16 protein-coding genes are annotated in these 20672 nt (G+C 50.9%); 7 read left to right on the top strand and 9 right to left on the bottom strand.

What is annotated here, in order from left to right; genetic code table 11:
* Nucleotides 1–5: 5 nt before the first annotated feature.
* The 4 genes from A5320_RS11715 to A5320_RS11700 all read right to left on the bottom strand — a co-directional run bounded on the left by A5320_RS11715 (nucleotide 6) and on the right by A5320_RS11700 (nucleotide 4735).
* Complete coding sequence (locus tag A5320_RS11715) at nucleotides 6–296, bottom strand: DUF3325 domain-containing protein (RefSeq protein ID WP_068064535.1); 291 nt, start codon at nucleotides 294–296, stop codon at nucleotides 6–8.
* Nucleotides 296–691, bottom strand: a complete 396-nt coding sequence (locus A5320_RS11710) for a hypothetical protein (protein WP_068064533.1) — start codon at nucleotides 689–691, stop codon at nucleotides 296–298. The genes A5320_RS11715 and A5320_RS11710 overlap by 1 nt, the downstream gene beginning before the upstream one ends.
* Nucleotides 688–2346: a PepSY-associated TM helix domain-containing protein gene (locus A5320_RS11705; RefSeq protein ID WP_068064531.1), complete on the bottom strand. Its 1659-nt coding sequence runs from the start codon at nucleotides 2344–2346 to the stop codon at nucleotides 688–690. Before A5320_RS11705 ends, A5320_RS11710 begins: the two co-directional genes overlap by 4 nt.
* A 154-nt stretch (nucleotides 2347–2500) precedes the next feature.
* Complete coding sequence (locus A5320_RS11700; protein ID WP_197490072.1) at nucleotides 2501–4735, bottom strand: TonB-dependent siderophore receptor; 2235 nt, start codon at nucleotides 4733–4735, stop codon at nucleotides 2501–2503.
* A 211-nt stretch (nucleotides 4736–4946) separates the two neighbouring features.
* On the opposite strand from A5320_RS11700, the gene A5320_RS11695 reads away from it, so the two are divergent.
* Nucleotides 4947–6356, top strand: a complete 1410-nt coding sequence (locus tag A5320_RS11695; protein WP_068064529.1) for a class II fumarate hydratase — start codon at nucleotides 4947–4949, stop codon at nucleotides 6354–6356.
* A gap of 70 nt (nucleotides 6357–6426) precedes the next feature.
* Here A5320_RS11695 and A5320_RS11690 read toward each other — a convergent pair whose 3' ends face one another.
* Nucleotides 6427–7230 (bottom strand): hypothetical protein, encoded by an 804-nt coding sequence (locus tag A5320_RS11690; protein WP_068064527.1) that lies wholly within the window; start codon nucleotides 7228–7230, stop codon nucleotides 6427–6429.
* A 324-nt stretch (nucleotides 7231–7554) separates the two neighbouring features.
* On the opposite strand from A5320_RS11690, the gene A5320_RS11685 reads away from it, so the two are divergent.
* The 6 genes from A5320_RS11685 (at nucleotide 7555) to A5320_RS11660 (ending at nucleotide 13184) form a co-directional block, all read left to right on the top strand.
* Complete coding sequence (locus tag A5320_RS11685; RefSeq protein WP_068064525.1) at nucleotides 7555–9639, top strand: TonB-dependent receptor family protein; 2085 nt, start codon at nucleotides 7555–7557, stop codon at nucleotides 9637–9639.
* 125 nt (nucleotides 9640–9764) lie between these two features.
* On the top strand, nucleotides 9765–10310 hold the full coding sequence (locus A5320_RS11680; RefSeq protein ID WP_068064523.1) for a GNAT family N-acetyltransferase: 546 nt from the start codon (nucleotides 9765–9767) through the stop codon (nucleotides 10308–10310).
* 748 nt (nucleotides 10311–11058) lie between these two features.
* Nucleotides 11059–11316 (top strand): type II toxin-antitoxin system Phd/YefM family antitoxin, encoded by a 258-nt coding sequence (locus A5320_RS11675; protein ID WP_068064521.1) that lies wholly within the window; start codon nucleotides 11059–11061, stop codon nucleotides 11314–11316.
* Nucleotides 11304–11606 carry a type II toxin-antitoxin system RelE/ParE family toxin gene (locus A5320_RS11670; RefSeq protein ID WP_068064519.1) on the top strand — a complete coding sequence of 101 codons (303 nt, stop codon included), beginning with the start codon at nucleotides 11304–11306 and terminating at the stop codon, nucleotides 11604–11606. Before A5320_RS11675 ends, A5320_RS11670 begins: the two co-directional genes overlap by 13 nt.
* A 294-nt stretch (nucleotides 11607–11900) precedes the next feature.
* Nucleotides 11901–12917 carry an SDH family Clp fold serine proteinase gene (locus A5320_RS11665; RefSeq protein ID WP_068064516.1) on the top strand — a complete coding sequence of 339 codons (1017 nt, stop codon included), beginning with the start codon at nucleotides 11901–11903 and terminating at the stop codon, nucleotides 12915–12917.
* Nucleotides 12918–12941: 24 nt separating this feature from the next.
* A complete protein-coding gene (locus tag A5320_RS11660) occupies nucleotides 12942–13184 on the top strand; it encodes a hypothetical protein (RefSeq protein ID WP_068064514.1) in 243 nt (80 codons plus the stop codon).
* Here the strand turns inward: A5320_RS11660 and A5320_RS11655 are convergent.
* The 4 genes from A5320_RS11655 to A5320_RS11640 all read right to left on the bottom strand — a co-directional run bounded on the left by A5320_RS11655 (nucleotide 13181) and on the right by A5320_RS11640 (nucleotide 20369).
* Complete coding sequence (locus tag A5320_RS11655; protein WP_082971696.1) at nucleotides 13181–15634, bottom strand: GH36-type glycosyl hydrolase domain-containing protein; 2454 nt, start codon at nucleotides 15632–15634, stop codon at nucleotides 13181–13183. The genes A5320_RS11660 and A5320_RS11655 overlap by 4 nt on opposite strands.
* A gap of 2 nt (nucleotides 15635–15636) precedes the next feature.
* Entirely contained in the window at nucleotides 15637–17070 is a 1434-nt protein-coding gene (locus A5320_RS11650) for an MFS transporter (RefSeq protein WP_068064512.1), read from the bottom strand.
* Between the two features lie 61 nt (nucleotides 17071–17131).
* Nucleotides 17132–17671 (bottom strand): gluconokinase, encoded by a 540-nt coding sequence (locus A5320_RS11645; protein WP_068064509.1) that lies wholly within the window; start codon nucleotides 17669–17671, stop codon nucleotides 17132–17134.
* An 82-nt stretch (nucleotides 17672–17753) separates the two neighbouring features.
* Nucleotides 17754–20369 carry a glycoside hydrolase family 3 protein gene (locus A5320_RS11640; RefSeq protein ID WP_157605783.1) on the bottom strand — a complete coding sequence of 872 codons (2616 nt, stop codon included), beginning with the start codon at nucleotides 20367–20369 and terminating at the stop codon, nucleotides 17754–17756.
* Between the last annotated feature and the right edge of the window lie 303 nt (nucleotides 20370–20672).

Genomic DNA, 20672 nt, shown 5'->3' with positions numbered 1-20672 from the left:
CGGAATTATAGCCCCGGCAATCTTAACCAGCGTGGCTGGTAGCTCAAAACGAACGCGATGATCAGGCTGGCGAGAGTTGCATATCCCAGCCAGATCAGCAGTGCCAACGCCAGGCCAAGCACATACCACAGCAGTAAAAAATTGAGCCCCAGCACGAGCCAGCCGCAGCTTCTGCGCTTGAGCTCAGCAGGATCCGGCAGTGCTTTGCCCCAAATTTGTTTGCCATGTCTGGCCATGCTTTGCGCCAGCCAGACCAATGCCAACAGCATGCTGAAAAAACAAATGACATAGCCCATCAGCTTACTTTCACTCCCTCGAACACAACTCCAGCTATCACAACGGTCTCTGAAACATCAGCCAGCACCGGCAACTGACAAAGCAGCGTCGCTACAACGCCCGCTCCCAACAGCCACAGGCTGGTGCGGACAAGTCGCTGGCTGGCAAACACCGCCATTATGATGATGCTATACAGCAGAAAACTCAGCAGCATACCGCTGAGTAAACTATTGGCCAGTGGCACGTCAAATAGCACAGCTAATAACCTGGCGGTCAGGCTAATCACAGCGACGGTACAAAAATAACCGCCAACAGTCGCCAGCAGGATCCGCCACACTAAGCTCGCTACCTGCGACAAAGGTTGTTTGGCCGCAGCAGGTGGCGCGCTGGCTATTGGGGATAGATCCAGTTTCATCGGGTGGATGCTCCTGCAGTTCCGGTTAAATCTGCAGTTGCAGCACCGCCAATAGCACTTTGGCTTCGGGTCTCTCGGCGTCGTTGTAATACTCTGGCCGTTTGCAGGCAGCAAAGCCCGGTGACTAAAAATACCAGATCAATACCGGCAAACACCCAATCGGTGTGCCATAGGCTGTAGCCGAGGTGACGGTTGCTGCTGAAAAAATTCCACAGTGGCAATAACAGATAAACCGCCGCCAATAGCTGCAGGCCATCACGCCACAGCAGTTTTGGGTTTCGCAGCAGGCTAAACAACAACATCAGCAGCCAGCCCGCAAAAAAGCCATGGATTTCCCATTCCGGACGGTCGGGCCATTGCAGCGGTAGCAAGCGGTTAGCCCAGAAAAAACAGGCCACGGCCAGCGGTAAACCGAGCACTGTACCGCCGTTTAAACAGTGCACCAATTTGTGGCCAAAATGCGCGGCACCCGGCTGACTGGCACGGCGCGCCGACCATAAAATCAGCCCGCTGCCGATCATCGCAGTCCCGGCCAGACCGGATAAAAAGTACAGCCAGCGCAGCAGCGGATCGGCAAAACGGCCGGAGTGCAGGTTGATCAGCAGATGTCGGATCTGCTCTGGATAAGGCGCTGCGATCGCGGCGTTTAGTAATAACCCGCTGCTGCCGGAATAGCGCAGTTCGCGGCCACCTGAGCCCAGACTGTTGGTGGATGCTTCGCGTAATTCAATCACCGCGGCCGCATCACCCGGCTGATGCACGGTGATAAGACTGATGTCTGCGCCCTGCAGCTCAGTTTGTGCCTGACGCAAAATCTGTTCCAGCGGCACTAATGCAGCAGGCTGGCCGCTGGCGACGATTGGCGGCGTATCACCTTGCAGCTGCGCAAAAAACTGCTGGCTGCTCGGGAAATTGGCCGATACCGCCAGCGCCATATACATAAACATCAAGGTAATCAACCCGGTATAGGTAATCATCAGATGGAACGGCAGCGCCAGCACCGAAGTCAGGGTATGACCGTCCAACCAGCTTTTATGGCCTTTGCGCCACTGCAGCGTGAAAAAATCTTTGAAGATTTTTTTGTGGATCACGATGCCAGTGCAAAGCGCCAGCAGCATCAACATGCTGCAGACGCCGACAATCCAGCGCGCCCAAACTACCGGCAGATGGTACAAATCAAAATGAAAACGATAGAAAAACTGCCCGCCACGCGTTTCGCGTGCAGTTGCTGCAGTGCCATCGCCGGCTAAACTTGCCCGTTCAAACCGCCGATTGGCTGGACGTTTTTCTTTAGTTGACTCTTTAGTTGACTCTTTATTTGACACTGCATTTGTTGCTGAATTGGCCGCCGAAGTTGCAGCTTCAGCCATCGGCGCCGGTCGCCAGAACAAATCGGTGGTGAAACCACGATCGCCTGGCAACACTATGGTCCAGCGATCCGAGCCTGCCGCATGTTGCTGTAAATACTGCTGCGCCTGCGCGACCGCCTGCTCTGGCGAAGCGGCGGCGGGCAGTTCAGGCTGCATCCAGCGGCTGATCTCATGCTGAAAATAAGCCAGGGTGCCGGTCAGGAAAACCGCAAACAACACCCAACCAACCACCAACCCAGCCCAGGTGTGCAGCCAGTTCATACTGTCTCTGAATCTGGCTTTCACCTTGACTCTCCTGTCTCTACGTTATACCCAAAAGCATTGGAGGTGCAGGTAGGCGGCAACTGAACCCATCCCCAGGAGCATAGTTGTCCTATGTGACTGGGGTGGGTGAAGGCGGCCAACACCCCTGCACCTTCAAGGCTGAAGGGTATAAGCATCAGTACTGCCATTTCACGCTGAGGTTAACTTGGCGTGGTTTACCGTAGTTGGCGTAGTCGATATTGGCCCAATACAGTTCATCAAACAGATTGGTAACACTGACGGTGCTGCTGAGGTTTTCGGCGAAATGCCAGCTGGCGTAAAGATTCGCCAGTAAGTAGGCCTTTTGGGTATAAGTAGCACCGGCTTTTTCCAGCGGATGGACAATGCCATAACCAATGGTTTCGCTTTGCCAGTTAAAACCACCGCCCAGTGTCAGGCCAGCCAGGGCGCCACCCAGATCATAGTGGCTGGATAACTGTGCCGAATGCTCCGGCAAGTTGGTCCAGATCTTGTCGTTGGTATGACGTTTGGTGTCGACATAACTGTACCCGGCGTTGACCAGCCAGCCATCCGTCAGCTGACCGCTGGCACTGATTTCAAAACCCTGGCTCTCAGTCCCATCAATACCTTTATAAGCCGAGCTGCCGTCCGGTAACGAGTTTTCCGGCTGGGTCAGATCTCGTACGGCGTAATTGTCCTGGGCGGTTTTGAAAATCGCCGCGTTCAGCGCCAGCGCGCCATCCAGCACACTGCTTTTCAGACCCAGTTCCAGGTTGTTACCAAGCACCGGCGCTAACAGGTTATTGTCTTTGTCTTTGTAGTTTTGCGGGGTAAAAATGTCGGTGTAACTCAGATACAACGCATGCTGCTCGGTCAGATCCCACACCAGACCGACATAAGGTGTGACTTCATCGTTGACTTTATAAGCGCCGCTGGTCGTGGTGTATTTGCCGGCGGTATTGAAATTATCGGTGGCGGTTTCCCAGTTGCTGAAACGCGCACCGCCGACCAGCGACCAGTCCTGACTCAACCGGAAGCGGTTGGCCAGATAAATACCCTGTTGATCAGTACTGGCAATGCGGTAAGCGCCGGTTGGGTTGTACACCGGCATTGGCGCTTTGCCGTCATAGTTCCAGGCATCCGGCACGTTGTAAGACCAACCGGCGACTGAATTGAATAGATCGGTGGTGGACTCCAGCTTTGACACACTGGCACCGGCGATGATGTCATGATCCAGACCAAAGGCCTGATAACTGCCGGTTAAGTACAGATCGAAGCTGCTGCGGGTATCCTCGCCAGCGCCGACACCGGCCAGCAGTTTTAAGCCCTGGCCGGCGGTTTTATCCGGAAAACCAGTGGCGTAAACCCGTAAGCTGGAGACATCGCCTTCGGTTTGATTGACCGCGGCTTTGAGCTGCCATGTTTCATTAAATTGATGGGTGACATCGGCAAATAAAGTGCCGGATTTACGCTGCCAGTGGGTCCATTCTGGCGCGAAACTGCTGCTGACTGGCAAATTTGCTAAGCTGCCGTCAGCGGCATAAATCGGCACCGTTCCCCAAATGGTGCCTTCTGGTTGGTTGTCCTGATCCTGCAAACCAAATGCAACTGTGGTTTGTTCGGTTAAATCAGCTTCAATAATGGCAAGGCCAGCCAGTTTCTTTTCATGATAGCGATCGCGAAAACTGTCGGAATCTAAAGTCGCCACGACCACCCGGCCGCGCACTGCGTCTTCACTATCAAACGGACTGGAAACATCCAGCACGCCACGGCGCATTTGCCAGGATCCGACCGTAGCCGACACCGATGCCGCAAATTCTTTACCTGGTCTTTTCCGGAGCAAATTCACCGTAGCTGAAGGCGAGCCGACCCCGGAAAACAAGCCATTAGCACCGCGGATCACCTCGACGCGTTCATACAGCGCCGTATCGTACTCCTGATTGGTATTACCGCTGTAAGTTGGAATGCTATCGACCTGAAAATCGGTGATCTGAAAACCGCGGGCAAAATACAGCGGCCGCTGCGTATCGTACAAAGTCACATTCACACCAGGCACATGCATCATCACATCGTTGATGTCCAGCATATTGATGGCGCTCATCAGTTCAGCCGAGACTTCGCTAATTGATTGCGGAATTTCACGGGCAGTCAGTGGCAGCCGGGTGGGGGTGCTGACGGTCATTTTTTTGCCGTTGACGGTGATTTTTTCGATGGCAGTTTCACTGTTTTTACGCTGCGCTGAAGCATCACCCTGCGTTTCTGCCAGCAGCTGCGGGCTGCCCAAAGCTAGAGTCATCGCCAGCGCTAAGGGCAATTGGCGAAATTTTGCTGCAGGGTTGGTGTTAGCATTGGTGTGAGCAATGGCTGATAGAGATTGGTGGTGACACTGACGAATTTGAAAAGTACCCATAACTGAACTGACGACTCCTGAGCTTGGACTTGCATTGGATATAAATGATAATGATTCGCATTTATGTTAAGTGAAAAGGTAACTTGATGCAACAGGGTTGGCGATTTCCGGAGTAGACAGCGGGCTGTGGCAGGCCTATGTTGTTGTAGGACAGCGCTCGATATGCCATCGCTGATAGTTTTTTGTCGATTCACATTGAAAGGAAGCCAAGATGAATTTCCGGATTGAACACGACTCGATGGGACCGCTGCAAGTGCCGGCGGATGCGTTGTATCAGGCGCAGACACAACGCGCGGTACAGAACTTTCGGCTGCATCCGGCAACGATGCCGGCGCCATTTATCCGCGCTTTATTATTGATTAAACAAGCCGCTGCCCGCGCTAATCAGCAGCTTGGTTTGTTAAGTGAAGCTAAGGCAAACGCGATCGCTGCGGCAGTGGAGCAGCAGCTGCAACACCTGGATTTGGCGCAATTTCCGGTCAGTCTGTATCAAACCGGCTCCGGCACCAGTTCCAATATGAATGCCAACGAAGTGTTGGCGACCCTTGCCAGCAAAATCCTTAGCACCAAAGCCTATGAGGGCGTCACTCAAGAGTCTGCTGAGAAAATCCATCCCAACGATCATGTCAATCTTGGCCAAAGCAGCAATGACACCATTCCAAGTGCCATTCATGTCAGTGCCAGCCTGGCGATTGCGCTCGAATTGCTGCCGGCGCTGACCCAATTCCAACACGCCATTGCCCGGTTAAGTGCGGAGCAGGGTGATATTTTGAAAACTGGCCGCACCCATTTAATGGACGCGATGCCGGTGCGGTTTAGTCAGGTCTTCAGCGGTTGGCTGGCGCAGCTATCACATGCTGAAAACCATCTTCGTCAGCAGTTATCCGGTTTACAACAGCTAGCGCAAGGCGGCACTGCAGTAGGCACCGGCGTGAATGCGCATCCAAAATTTGCCGCTTTGTGCTGCGCTGAACTTAGTAAAACCACCGGCCTTAGCTTCACGCCGTCAGACAATTTCTTTTTCAGCTTAAGCAGCCAGGATGTGGCGGTTGCCTGTTCCGGTGCGCTAAAAACGCTGGCGGTGGCGCTGATGAAAATTGCCAATGATTTGCGCTGGATGAATTCCGGACCTCTGGCTGGACTTGCCGAAATTGAACTGCCGGAATTGCAGCCGGGTTCGTCGATTATGCCGGGCAAAGTCAATCCGGTGATCCCGGAAGCGGTGGTGATGGCTTGTGCGCAGGTGATTGGTCATGATAGCGCCATCACCATTGCCGGCCAGTCCGGCAATTTTGAACTTAATGTGATGTTGCCACTGGTAGCAAACAATCTACTTGATAGCATCAGTTTGCTGGCGGGTAGTTGTTCGTCCTTGGCCAACCAAGCCATCACCGGCCTGAAAATCCGTCAGGACACCGCTGCTGCAGCGCTGGCGAAAAATCCGATTTTAGTTACGGCGCTGAATCCGGTGATTGGTTACGAACAGGCGGCGAAAATCGCCAAAATGGCCTACAGCCAGCAACGACCGGTGCTGGATGTCGCGTTGGAGCTTACTAACCTGTCGGAAGCGGAACTGCGGGTTTTGCTGGATCCGGCGAGGCTAGCGGATCCGGGCGGCTAAATTTTTTGGTCAAAGCCGCACGTTGTGTAAAGCCGCGCGTTGTACTAGACCACCCGATGCCGCTGCCAGCTCAAGGATGCAACGGATCCTGTGGCAGATAATGCCCGCTGATCCGAAAATTCGCGTCCGAGGTGCGTCGCCCTGGAATACCATCCGGTTTCACAAAAATACCCGGATGGGTGTTTAGCCATTCCTGTAAGGCAACAGCTTTAGCCTGCTGTGCTGGATCGGTAAAAGCGCGTTCGCTGTAATGCACCTGCCATTGACTGGCCTCTGCCACTGGCTGGTCGGCAAATTCAATTAAATCAAGCTCGGCCATCCGGCGCAAAATCACCGCGCAACCACATTGTTGCGACACTGCGGAATCTGACCATCGCCCGTCATGGGTATATTTGCCGCTGACATAATGATTGCTGAACCCCCACAAATAAGGAGAGGGCACATGCGGGTGGTATATGCGATAACCCATGCCATTGTATGATTCCAGCGTGTATAGCAGAGCTGGCAAGCTCCAGTCTTTCACCTTGTTTACCCCTTTCAGACTCAGTGCATCCAAAGCACTTTCTTCCCAGGTAAAAGGCGGATTGCCTTTTTTCGGATGACCGGCCGGTACTTGGACGGTGCGGGCGGTGAGTGGATCACCATTATGCAGATGGCTATTAAAATTCAGTGAAGCTTCCAGCAGATGAATCACTGCAATCACGTACCAAGGTGCGCCGCTGAGCGCACTGACGGCCTGGTAGCGCGTTTTGTTGTTCATTATTTTCTGAATGGTTTGTTCAACTAAGGGGGCTTTGGCGGAGTTAATTTGGCATTGGTCAAACAATCTTTGATAGTCCGCCCGAAGTGCGGCAGTGAGCACAATCTTAGACATGGTCGTTTCCTGTTCCTTTGCGCGGTATGTGTCGCGGTATTTATCGATCGTACCTCCGTTATCGATCGGTGATGTTGTCAGCTGCGATAGTTGCCAGACCTGAGCAAGCATAGCCGCAAATACCGCCAGAACTTATACCGTCGTATAAAAATTGATCAAATTATTTTCTAATCCAAATCCGTATGAAACACGTATCGTGATAAAAATAAGAATGATTCCTGATAGCAAAGCTAATTGACAATAATTGCTATTCACGGTTAGACTCGCGCGCAAATTTGCAGCCTGAGTATCGCTGCAATCACTACTTTAGCTAAGGACTTTGATATGTCTTCGAACCCATTCAGCACCCACTTCCGTCCATCCCGATTGGCTGTTGCCGTCGCTATTGCTGCCAGTACTCTAGCCACCGCTGCTAGTGCAGAGGATGCAGCCGAAACCAGAAAGTCTCGTTACACCGGCATGGAAGTGGTGAAAGTCGTTGGGCAAAAAGAAGATCACCGTTTTGAAGCGACCGGTTCGGTGAATCTGGTTGAGCTTAAAGATATTCAACGGGTGCAACCGTTATCGACCGAAGATGTGTTGCGTCGTATTCCTGGTGTGAATATTAAGAGTGAAGAAGAAACCTCAGTTGTCGCCAACTTTGGTATCCGCGGTTTATCGGCCAGCGAGTCTAAATCGCTGATGCTGGAAGACGGTGTACCAGTAGCGCCTGGATTATTTATTGGCAACGACCGTTATTACAACCCTCGTATTCAAAGGGTGGAGCGGGTTGAAGTGCTCAAAGGCTCATCGTCCTTACGCTACGGCCCTTCTACTATTGGCGGCGTGGTGAATTATCAGACCAAAACACCGGATGACGGTGTTGAGCTGTCTGCGCGCGCCGGTTCTTTTAATATGAAAGAAGTTGGCATTGAAGCCGGTAATAAAAACGCCGCTGGTGATGCTTTTGCCGGGATCGTTGCCACTCATGCCACCAGCGATGGTTTTATGGACAAAGGCTACACCATGAACGACGTGATGGCCAAAGCCGGCGTCGAGTTTGGCAATAACCAGAAGCTGGGCGTAAAACTGTCGTGGCATGAAAACGACGTTAATATGTCGTACCGCGGTTTACTGCTGGGTGATTATCAGGCTGGCGCCGACTATAACCCGGCACCGGATGACGATTACCTGACCGACCGGGTGGCTTTTGATATCAATCATGAATGGTTGTTAAGCGATAGCGCCACCTTAAAAACGTTGTTGTATTGGAGTGATGTCACCCGCGATTACTGGCGTTATGCGGTCAATACTGCAGCGTCAAATGCGGCTGGCCGCTGGGTTTATACCAACAGCCTGACCGGGAATAACCGCTCTTTTGAACGAGCCGGCGCCGAAAGTCGCTTGACTCTGGATCAGCCATTATTCGGGCTGAATGCCACCACTGAAGTTGGCCTGCGCTTGATGCATGAAAAGTCCAATGATCTGCGGATCACCGCAACCCGCGCCGCTGATCGCACCGGCACTATTGCCGGTCATTTACAAGACAGCGCCGACAGCGTGGCAGGTTATGTGCAAAGCCGGTTGGAACTCAGTGACAAGCTGGCGGTGACACCTGGTCTGCGGATTGAATCTTACGAACAAGAACGTCTTAATCTGCAAACCAATGCTTTGGCTAAAACTTCGAATACTGAAGTGTTGCCTGGTGTGGGTCTGACCTATGAACTGACCGAAGCTGCACAGCTGTACGGCGGTGTGTACCGGGCATTTTCACCTGCGACCAACGCCGTTGCTCTGACAGGCCTGACCGATCAGCAACTGGACGGTGAGCGTTCCGTCAATTACGAAATTGGCGTGCGCGGCGTGGCTGGTACTGCCAACTATGAAGTGGCTGCCTTTGTGATGGATTTCAGCAATCAGGTGGTGACCGGCAATAGTAACCCGGCCTTGTCTTTGTCCAATGCCGGTGCAACCAGCCATCACGGCATGGAATTTAGCTTTAGCCAGCCACTAACTGCCGGTTTGCGCCTTGATACCAACGCTACCTGGGTGCCGGAGTCGGAATTCGAGACCGGAACCAATGCCGGTAAGCGTTTGTCCTATGCGCCAAAAATTCTGGCGAACCTCGGCTTGAACTATCAGCTGGAGAAACTGGATCTGTCATTAAATCTGCACCACCGTGGCGAGCAATTTGGTGACCCGACCAACATCGTGGCCATTCCAACCAATGCCGCCAGCGGCATCTGGGGTGGTTTAATTCCGGCTTACACCGTGGTCGATTTACTCAGTCAGTATCAGGTTACTGAAAACTTTAGTGTGTCAGGTTCAGTGAAAAACCTGGCCGATAAACGGTATATCAGCGGTTTGCGTGAAGGTATTTATGTCGGCCCTGAACGTTCTTTTGAAATTGGTGCCCGTTACCGGTTCTGATCGCTTTAGAAGCAAATAGCTTGTTAAGCGGGTAGCTTTATAAAGAAATAACTGGCTATGATAAGGCCGGGACTCAGGGTTAACCCACTGAGTTCCGGCCTTTTTTATTTGCTCAGGATATTGGTATGGACATAGACAACGTTACTCAAAAAGCCGACTCACCGCATAAATTCAACACAGCTGCTAAAACCGGCGGCATCCGCATCGACTATTTGGCCAATCACTCTACGGTGATCCCTGAGCTCAGCACTTTGTTATACAACGAATGGGCCGATCTTTATCAGGCAGCAGGGCTGACCAAACAAGATCTGACGACTGCTTTAGAGCTGCGCTGTGCCACCAACCAATTACCCCTCACGCTGGTCGCTATCGCCACAGACGGCCAATTGCTCGGCGCCGGCAGCATTAAACTGGACGAACCCGGCACCAAACCAGGTTTATCGCCATGGCTTGGTGGTATTTATATCAAAGAACAGCAACGAGGCCTCGGGCTTGGCGCTTTAATTGTCACTGCTCTTGAAGACAAAGCCCGCGAGCTTGGCGTGTCTGCCTTGTATTTATCTGCTGATACCGCTGAAGGTTTTTACCAGAAATTGGGCTGGTTCGTGCTGGAGCGATTAGAGTCACACGGCGTGCGGAACGTGGTGTTGATGAGTAAGAAGTTGCAGTGATAGCTGGCTTTGTTGGTTTTAGTATTTGGGTTTGTGGCAAATGACGTACTGCCGCTGTCGCGGCGAGTATCGCCCTACTATTTTTTGAATTCAATATGTTAAGCGAATATTGACCGTAGGGCGCGACTCAGCCGCAGGCTAGTCCGCCATAAAGCCGACTCCTATCAAATCACCATCCCTTGTACTACCGCCGCCATGGCGATTACCATTGCAAAAAGACTTTATATTCCGAGGGGGTCGTTGAAGTAATTAAAAATTATCGTGATGTTATTGGCCTTTACAGCAGGTTATGGCTTATCAGAATATATCTCTCAGCGAGCGTTGCTTGTCCATAAGACCGATGATTATCAAAGAGAAATTCTTGTTTCAATACGACTACTTCAGGTGTATGCACATAGTTGCGATGTAAATGCTCATGGCAATTTTTCTGCGTATGTGGAACATGCGACAACAGCTTATGACAGGCTTAAAACAAAAGCCGAAATTTTCCCATTTTACTTAGCTAAAGAGTTTATCAACGATAATCAGACAGTGTGTCGCAGTTCTATGAGGGAATCTCACTGAGCAGACAGATTGCAGATCGATGTAGCAAAACATCACATTGACCTTGTTTTCAACAAGGGATATTTAGGAACCATCGTGGCGGTTTTTTAGCCCTGATTATTAAGCGCAGGCTGAGGGTTTTGTGGTTGCTAAAATTATAGAGTGACACTAAAGTGCTACTATCTGACTAATTCAAGGCGAGTCTATGAAAGTTGAGCTTGTAACTAACCTGAAACGTCAAGCCACCAAGATCTTGGCCGATCTTCATCTGACCAAGGAACCTGTGTTGATCACTGAACATGGCCTGCCATCCGCGTATCTGGTTGATGTGCAGGATTTTGAGTTTATGCAGCGTCGATTGGAGTTGCTTGAAGGGCTGTCGCGCGGCGAGTTGGCGGTGTTTGAGGGAAGAATGCATACCCAAAATGAAGCCAAAGCGAAAATGAGCAAATGGCTGAAGTAATCTGGACTGATCCGGCGTTACAACAGCTGGATGCTATTGCTGACTACATCGCTTTGGATAATTTCGCTGCGGCAAGCCAGCTGGTTAAAACGGTTTTTGACAAAACCGAGCGGTTAGCAGATTTCCCGCAATCTGGACGCGTCCCTCCCGAGTTATCGAATTCCATTTACCGTGAGTTAGTCGTACCGCCACTGCGGATTTTTTATCGTGAAGGTGGTAACAGAGTTTTGATCCTATTGGTGATGCGGGAAGAGCGGCAGCTTCGTGCATATATGTTGGATAAACGTTGACCAATAGATTGATTCAACAGCACCGCAGATAGCAGAACCAACAACCCGTCACTCAATTGATTTGATCAAATAGCTAGAAATCTCATTGCAATATGTTGCCTTGCCTCAAAAAACACCCAATAGATTGATGTTTTTATTTTACAAAATATCCATCTGAATTAACATTGGGTGTGGCAATCAAGAAAGGTTCAAAACCATTCCAACAGATATATCTTCCGTCACAAGCAACAAGCCATTTAATTCGCAATTTAGTTAGCTGTCGATCAGCGTGAAAAACTTAAGGAATTTATGAATATGGAACAACAAAACACCAATCTTCCCCGCAAAATAAAGCAACCGCCAGTGCTGTTCAGTAAAACTCAAGCCGTCATAGCGCAAGCGAGTAGTTTGCTTGGTGGTCCGCTGATTACTTATTGGAATAATCCACGTGGCTCGGTCTGCGCAAATGATGTGGTTGCATTAAATGAAATCCTTGAACGCGTAGGTTCGCACGAAATAATTTATCTTTTTCTAAAATCAGATGGCGGAAGTGGCCAGGCGTCACTGCGTTTTGTGAACCTTTTACGGCAACATTGCCAAAAACTTGTGGTGCTAGTGCCGCTTGAATGTGCATCTGCAGCCACCATGATTTCGCTAGGTGCCGATGAAATCAGAATGGGGCCCACGGCTTATTTAACCGCTGTTGATACGTCACTGAACCATTCACTTTCCCCGGTAGATCGCAATAACGATCGAGTCAGTGTCAGCCTTGATGAGATAAATCGGGTCATCAATCGCTGGCGCGCCGAACAGCACGATTCGACTGACAATCCATATAAAACACTATTTTCATTTGTACATCCGTTGGTGATTGGCGCGGTAGACAGAGCTGAATCGCTGTCCGTGATGTTGTGTCGTGAGCTACTGTCTTACCATATTGAAGACGAGGGAAAAGCACATGAGATCGCTGCAACGCTGAATTCGAAATATCCATCCCATAACTATCCGATCATGCTCAATGAAGCGGTTAAAATTGGCTTGAAAGCGATGCCGCTGAACAAAGAAATCAATACGCTTTTGCTTGAGCTCAATCGTCTGTATAGCGAAATGGGTCAAAAGGCGACCACAGACTTTGACGAGATGCGAGCGCATGGCAATGAAATTCTGAACATTTTGGAAGGTGAAAACCTGCAAGTGTTCTATCAACATGACAAGGACTGGTTTTATCGCAGTGAAGAACGGCGATGGATTACCATGAACGATGAAAGTAGCTGGCGGCGGATTGAAAAAGTGCGCGGCAAACTGCAGCGCAGCCCGATGCATATTGCATAGCGAATTCAAAAACAGCTTCCGCTGATGCGTTTTACCGATCCAGGCAAACGTACCAATTCAGCGGATGCTCTTCTGACAAGTTTCTATGCACTAGATGCGATGGAGGTTGCCCGTATCAGCTTCGCTCATTTATCAGAAGCCAAAACCAACAACCGGCAATTGCGCAGTGAGCAATCAAAAGTGAGCGCCGGAGGCGCGAACGGGCGAACGGAGTCGTTATCGGTGGTTGGTTTTTCCACGTCGGATACGCCAACCCACGTTTTTTAATCCGCCCCCACCAAAGGCAAAAACACGACGACCTGATAACTCTGTCCTACCCTAAACTCGCGGATCAATAACTCTGGTAATAACACTCCATCCAGCCACAACTGCGGTGTATCGACACCCGCTGCACGGCTAAACCGGATATCAAAACGCGCGCCACGAAACAACCGGACAATACTGGCTTCGGTCCATTGCGAGGGTAATTGTGGTTCGACACGTAGGCCATCGGCACAACCTTTCACCCCAAACATCCCTTCGACCAAAGCGCGATAAACCCAGGCAACGGTGCCGGTATTAAACAATTGGCTGGAGCGACCGGCGGTGCCGGGCAGGGTTTGATAGGCGCCGCGATAGTAATTGGGGATAAAGACTGGCAGTTGGCCGCGTTGTTTTTGATCGGCGACGTCGTCAGAAGGCAGCATTTGTTTTAATAGCTCGCAGGCCAAATCCGCTTCACCAATCTGATACAGCGCATACAGATAAAAGGCCGCCGCATGGTTATAGACCGAACCATTCTCGGCTGAGCCCGGAAATTTCTGGGTTAAGCGGCCAATATCCTGCACCATCCGGGTATAAGCCGGCGCCAGCATTTGTACGCCATAAGGCGTTTGTAAGTGCTCCTGGATCGCATTTAGCAGCAACCGAATTTTGTTGGCATCCGCCGCGCCCGACAGCATGGCCCAACTTTGTGGATTCAGGTACATCCGTCCTTCAGTCTCGGCACTGACGCCAAAGATCCGGCCATCATCGGTGATACCACGTCCATACCAGTTACCATCCCAAAGCTGGGTATTCACTGCCTGGTTAAACTGCGCCGCTTCTTGCCGATAGTGTGTGGTAAGTTCTGGCAAACCATGCTGCTGGCAGATGTCGGCAAAACAGTTCAGCGCGTAGGCACTGGCCAGTGACAACCAACCCGACACGCCGCGGCCCTTATAGCCCACCATATTCATCGGATCGCACCAGTCGCCTTGTTCGATATAACTTAAGCCGCGTTGGTCTTTTTTCAGCACCAGCCAGGCCATGGCGCGCTTTAGGTGCTCAAAAACCGGCTGTGCAATGGTTTCGTCGGAAAAAGGCACTAACTCATCCAGCAGCGCATAGTCAGCGGTTTCCGCCAGATAAGCAGTCAAACACACCGGTAACCAGACACATTGGTCGGTATGCGGCACCTGATTGATGTATTTAAGCATGGCCTCTGGGTGCAGCAAAATACCATCCGGCATTTCGCCGCTGGCATGTTGCTGCGACAAAGCTTTTAGCAGGGCCTGACGGAAAGAATCAGGCTTTAAATAACACATCCCCATATGATCCTGCAGATAATTGCGGGTCTGCGGATCGGTGGTAAAACGGTTACTTTCGCCATGATAAAACTGCTGGCGTGGCAGCCAGTGATTGACGAAATTATTCAGTGTTTCATCAGGCGTATGGATTTGCAGGCAAGGATTGAGCTCATTTAGACGGTTGGCGGCTTGTTGTTGGGCCTGGGTAAAACCGTCAGCAGGTGAGGCTGCCGTTGATTGCAGTGCTGTATCGCCAAAATAGCGTTGCCGTACTGCCGCAATCTCAAACTTGTCATAAGCCGGGCCAAATACAAAACGGTAAACCCTACTTTCACCCGGCGCTAAGGTCAGCGCATATTGCATGGCGCAGACCGGCGTCTGATAGTGCGCCGCTTGATTGCCTAAAGTCGAGCCCATTAGTGCATCGGGTCGCTGTAAACCACCTTCGCCTTCAAACAGGTTTTGATTGGCGCACCAGGCGATAGGCGGTTGTTCCGCCAGTAAAAAGGTCTGATCTTTAAAAAACTGCTGTTTAAAAAAGTCCGGGTATTTTTGATATGGCGTCACGCTTGTGCAAACTACCGCATTCAAATCAGCGTTAAAGTCACCGGATTGATTCATCCATGACATATAACCGACTGGAAAATAAGGGTAAATGCTGAGTTGGCGTGGCTGCGCATGCTCATCTGTGGAGCTGAAGTTTTGCACGGTCAGCTGCCACAGCTCATGCGGCGCATCCGGGCTTAACGTCACTTGCCAATTTAGTGCTAAACCAGCTTGTTGCACCTGCCACTGCACATCACTTTTGCCAACCGAAAAACAAAACTGCTCGGCCTGCTGCCTTGCCGGTTCATAGGGCAGCGAAAAAATGCGGCCATCCTGCTCATCTTTGAGATACACAAACCGCCCCGGATGATGGGCAAAATAAGGTTGCTCCGGCTGCATAAAGGTTTTGGCTTCCAGCACCGGCGCATGGGCATATTTAGCCGGCTCCGGCTGCATAAATTGCGCTGTGGCAAAACCGCGGCAATTGAGCTGCAGCAGAAGCATCGGGTTCCATAAAAAGCTGCAGGCGGCTGGCATCGCCGTTGGGCTAAATAGCTGATAACGCTGGCCATCTGCTGTGGGTTGCATGATTGGTTGCAGCGCATTTTTTTCAAGCAAAGACATAATCAGACCGCTCCGGCAGATGAGTTTGATGCTACAGCCGCAGCTTTTTGCACCTGCAATTGTTGCTGGATTTCCGAAAGCCGGGCTTCAGTCAGTGGATAAAACCGCATTACCCAGGCCGCCAGTAACGCAATCACCCCAGGAATAATCGTCATCAGCCATAAAATGCCTTGCTGCGAACCCGCGCTTTGTTCGGCATTGGCGACATAGCCAATGGCAGCCAGCAGCCAGCCAATCATCGCCGAAGCCAGAGCACCACCGAGTTTTTGCGAAAAAGTGGCGGCTGCAAAGGTCATTGCTGTGGCGCGCCGACCGGTGCGGTATTCGTTGTCATCCGCCGTGTCGGCATACATCGAAAACGCCAGCGGCGATTTTGGCCCGAGTAAAAAGCCAATCAATAAATTCAGGCCAAAGATCAGGCTGACGGCATCGGCTGGCACAAAATACAGGCTGATTGATAACAATCCGACCAAAGTCATCAGCAGCATTAATAAGGGTTTTTTATCCAAAAATTTGGTCATCAACGGCGTGCAGGCCGCGCCAAGTGCCAGTGCCAGCATATATGAGGATAAAAACTCACCGACTAAATCCGGCCGCTGCAGATAATATTTCAGGTAATACACCGCGCTGCTGGCACGCATGGTGATGGTCACCATAATGATCAGCGCCAGCGCAAACAACACCAGCCAGGCTTTGTTGTGCATTAAGTCTTTCAAATCTTGCGATACAGCAGCTGGCTTGGCGGCAATCGGTTGCACTCGCTCGCGGCAATTGGCAAAGGTGATTAAAAACATCAGTGCAGCCGCGATACCAAAACAGCCCATTGTCAGCTGCCAGCCAAGCGCTTCATTGCCCTGACCCAGCCACACCACCAGTTTTGGTGTCAGATAAGTCACCACTATCCCACCGCTAAAACCGCCGATAAAGCGCAAGCTTACTAACTGCGTGCGTTGTTGACTGTCGCCGGTCATCACACCGGACAGCGCCGAATAAGGAATATTAATCGCGGTATAACAGAGCATCAGTAGCGAATAAGTGCCATAAGCCCACAGCAGTTTGCCGTTTTCAGACAGGTCTGGCGTGGAGTAAGTGAGCACGCCAGCGCCGGCCAGCGGCAATGCCATCCACAACAAATAAGGCCGGAATTTGCCAAAGCGGCTCTGTGTGCGATCGGCAATTGCACCCATCAGCGGATCGGTAATGGCATCAATGATTTTGGTGATCAGCATCATGGTGCCAGCGGCAGCGGCTGAAATGCCAAACACATCGGTGTAATAAATTAATAAAAAGGCCGAGATATTAGCCCAATAAAAGTTAAAACCCATATCGCCCAGGCCATAACTGATTTTCTCGCGCCAGCGTAGTGGGGATGTATGGATAAGATTTGAAGTGTTGCTCTGATCTGAAAAAGCTATATCGGCCTGTTGCTGTGACATCTGGGTGCTCTTTTCATTGCAAAAAATGCAAATTACGCCGGGCTCGTGAAGCTTGTGGCTGCTAGGTGCCCGGCGGTTTTAACCAGTGCAGGATCTGCTGCAATAATGCCGCGGGCTCTTGGTCAATCGAAAAAGGTTGTACATCAACTTCGCTGCTACTATTTTGCATGCTGTCGAGCTGACTTTGCAGCAAACTGGCTGGCATATAATGACCACTGCGCTCTGCCAGTCGTGCCGCTAATAGCTCAGCCGAACCCTGCAGATAAATAAAGCGGGTCTGTGACCCGGCTTCACGTAACTGCTGGCGTTGGCTGGCAATTAAACCTGAGTAACTCAGCACACAAGGCTTGTCAGTGGCGGCATGCTGCATCAGAGTTACAGCTAGCCGGTCGACCCACTCTTGACGTAAATCGCTGCGAAGCGGGGTACCCGACGCCATCATCGCTTTGGCTTCATCACTGTGAAAATCATCACCTTCCAGAAACAGGTAATTTAATTCGGCCGCCAACAGCTTACCGACGGTGGATTTCCCACTGCCAGCAACGCCCATGATAATCAAGGTCTGAGGTTGTGCCTGCACTTTTACGTTACCAATTTTCATTTAGAACTGTTTATTTTTCATCGGCGATACTGCATCCGGCATGTTGTTCCGGGCTGGCGAACCAACCCGGAGTTTCATCGCATCAGCTTTGTGGGCACTGCAGTTTCACCGCATCAGCTGTGCCTTGTGGTAATAACTTCAGCTCGGCGAAACTTAGTTGCAACTTGGCGCTGCTGCTCAGCGCCAGCGGAACTGCAATTTGCGCTAAATCCACGCCTTTACCGGTAAAGCAACTGACGTCCACTTGTAGTTCAGTCCAGACACCGGCTTTAAGCTGTTGTAACTGTGGGCTGATATCGAAGCTGGCGCTACATTGTTCGTTACAGTGCATCGACAGATCCACCGGCGCCGTCACTGCTGCATCCACTTTCAGCATTAAACTCAGCACCGCTTCTTTGCCACCAAATGCGCGTAAATCCCGTGGGAAATTACTGCGAAGGGCCACACTGGCTTTGGCCGAACCATCAAAGCTGATTAAACGCGCATCTTCCTGTACATTGCGGTCAAAACTTTGTAATTTCACTGCACCCAGCGTCTGTTGGTTGCTGCTAACTGCGGCGGATTGTTCAGCGCTTTGCAGCACAAACTGCCATGGCGCTTTAATGTCGCGGTCAAACAACGGCAGCGCACTAAGGGTGTTGCTGGTGCTACTGGTTTCCGGCAGTGGCGCACTAAACAAGCTGGCCGCTTGCTCAGGTGTATCGGCATAAGTTAAACCATAACCATAGGCAAAGAGCGGCTGATAGTCGGTATCAGCTTTATTGACTTTGGTTTGATCCGGACCATTTGGCCAGGAAAATGATAACTTACCGCGAAAATCTTGCTGCACTTTGCCGTCTTTGTCGCTAAATAATACCGGCGCTATGGCATGGCCTTCGCTACCTGGTAACCAAACGGCGACAAAGGCGTCCGAAGCATTCAGCTCGGCATTGACCCATAATGGCCGGCCGCTGATAAACAACGACACCACTTTAATGCCATCGGCCTGCAATTTTTTCAGCAGCGTTAAATCGGTTTTATTGCCACGCTGATATTCGACATTGTCGATATCACCATTGCCTTCGGCATAAGGCTGTTCGCCAAATACCACAATCGCCACATCAGGTTTTTGCTGATAACTGCCGTCGTTACTCAGTTGTACCTGGCCACCAGCGGTTTCGACCTGGGTTTTAATACCGGCATAAATTGAGCTGCCGCCAGGGAAATCGGCGTTATTGTTGCCAGTGCCTTGCCAGGTGATGGTCCAGCCGCCACTTTGCATACCGATATTGTCAGCCCCTTGGCCTGTCACCAGAATTTTCTGGGTTGGCTTTAACGGCAGCAAGCTTTGTTGGTTTTTCAACAACACCAAAGATTGTTGCACAGCGGCAGCTGCCACAGTACGGTGTTCGGCCGAGCCGATAATTTCGGTTTTACCAGATAGTGGCCGCTTGGCCGGACTTGGTTTTTCAAATAAACCGGCACGAACTTTCACCCGTAAAATCCGGGTCACGGCATCATCAATCCGGCTTTGTGCAATGTCACCACTTTTCACCTGTGCAATCAGGTTTTCATACAATGGTTTCCAGGCCGGAGTTGGCACCATATATACGTCCAAGCCAGCGTTAGCAGCGGCAGCGCAGTTATCGTTACTGCAACCTTTAATTTGACCATGGCCATTCCAGTCACCGACCACCAGACCATCAAAACCCATCCGGGTTTTTAACACATCAGTAAGTAAGTATTTGTTACCATGGATTTTTTCACCATGCCAGCTGTTAAAAGACGCCATCACTGTTTGCGCGCCTGCCTGCAAACCACCGACATAACCCTGGGCATGGATATCAAACAGCTGTTGTTCGGTCGAAATATTGTCGCCCTGATCAATACCGCCTTCAGTGCCGCCATCACCAAGGAAATGCTTCACTGTACTGATGACCCGTTCATCACCTAAAAAGTCGGCATCCGGTGCGCCTTGTAAACCTTTGACAATAGCCGCGGCGTAGTTGCGGACAATGGTTGGATCTTCGGAGTAACCTTCATAAGTGCGGCCCCAGCGGTCATCGCGTACTACGGCAACGGTCGGTGCAAATACCCAGTCGATGCCGGTCACCATCACTTCGCGGGCGGTAGCTTTGGCAATTTGTTCAATTAAATCTGGGTTATTGGCAGCGCCAAGACCAATATTGTGCGGAAATAACGTCGCACCAATCACGTTATTGTGGCCATGCACGGCGTCAGTGCCCCACATGGTTGGAATGGTTGAACCATCCTGGCTGGCATCAATCGACGCCTGATACATATCTTCAGCCAGTTTAATCCAGTCTGCCGGTGTGGCGTGTTTATTACCGGCCGGGAAAGAACCGCCACCATTGAGGTAAGAGCCAAAACCATATTTGCGCATATCTGCAACGGTAATATCGCGGATTTCCGGCTGAATCATCTGTGCAATTTTTTGTTCCAGCGTCATTGCCGCTAATAGCTTGGCGATTTTAGCTTCTTCTTCGGCATTACCCTGACGTGGGATCTGTAGTTTGGGCCAGATAGCTGCTGGATCTGAAGTTACAGTAGCTTCGTTGGCGGCAACAGTAGGTTCTGCGGGAGATGTTGTTTCAGGTGCAGCTGATTTTGGCTGGCAACCCGTCAGCGCCATCAGCAAAGCGGCAGCAACAGGTGTCAGGCCGACGAATAAACGGCGGTGTGGTAAAGATGGCATCATTTAGTCAAGTCCTTGTTTCAGCGATTATTTTTAAAGGTAGCTTTGCAAAGCTCAACCCAATGCTGATGATATTGTGCCGTGCTCCAAAGCGGCAGAGCCGACAAAGAGCGACACAAAATCAGCAAAGATGCCACCTGATAATTATGGAATATGCTGCTGTAAGCGCTTTCATTTATATCATATTGGTTGCTGATGGCAACGTTTTTCTGCCGAATAACCACGAGCCTGCTTGCAGTTGGCTGTGGGCTTTGTCATGCTGGCAATAGATGGCTGACTTTCGCTGTAAAACAGCCGCAAAGTTTT

Source organism: Rheinheimera sp. SA_1 (genome assembly GCF_001669775.1).
Lineage (GTDB): Bacteria > Pseudomonadota > Gammaproteobacteria > Enterobacterales > Alteromonadaceae > Pararheinheimera.
This window is presented reverse-complemented; position numbering and strand designations above follow the sequence as displayed.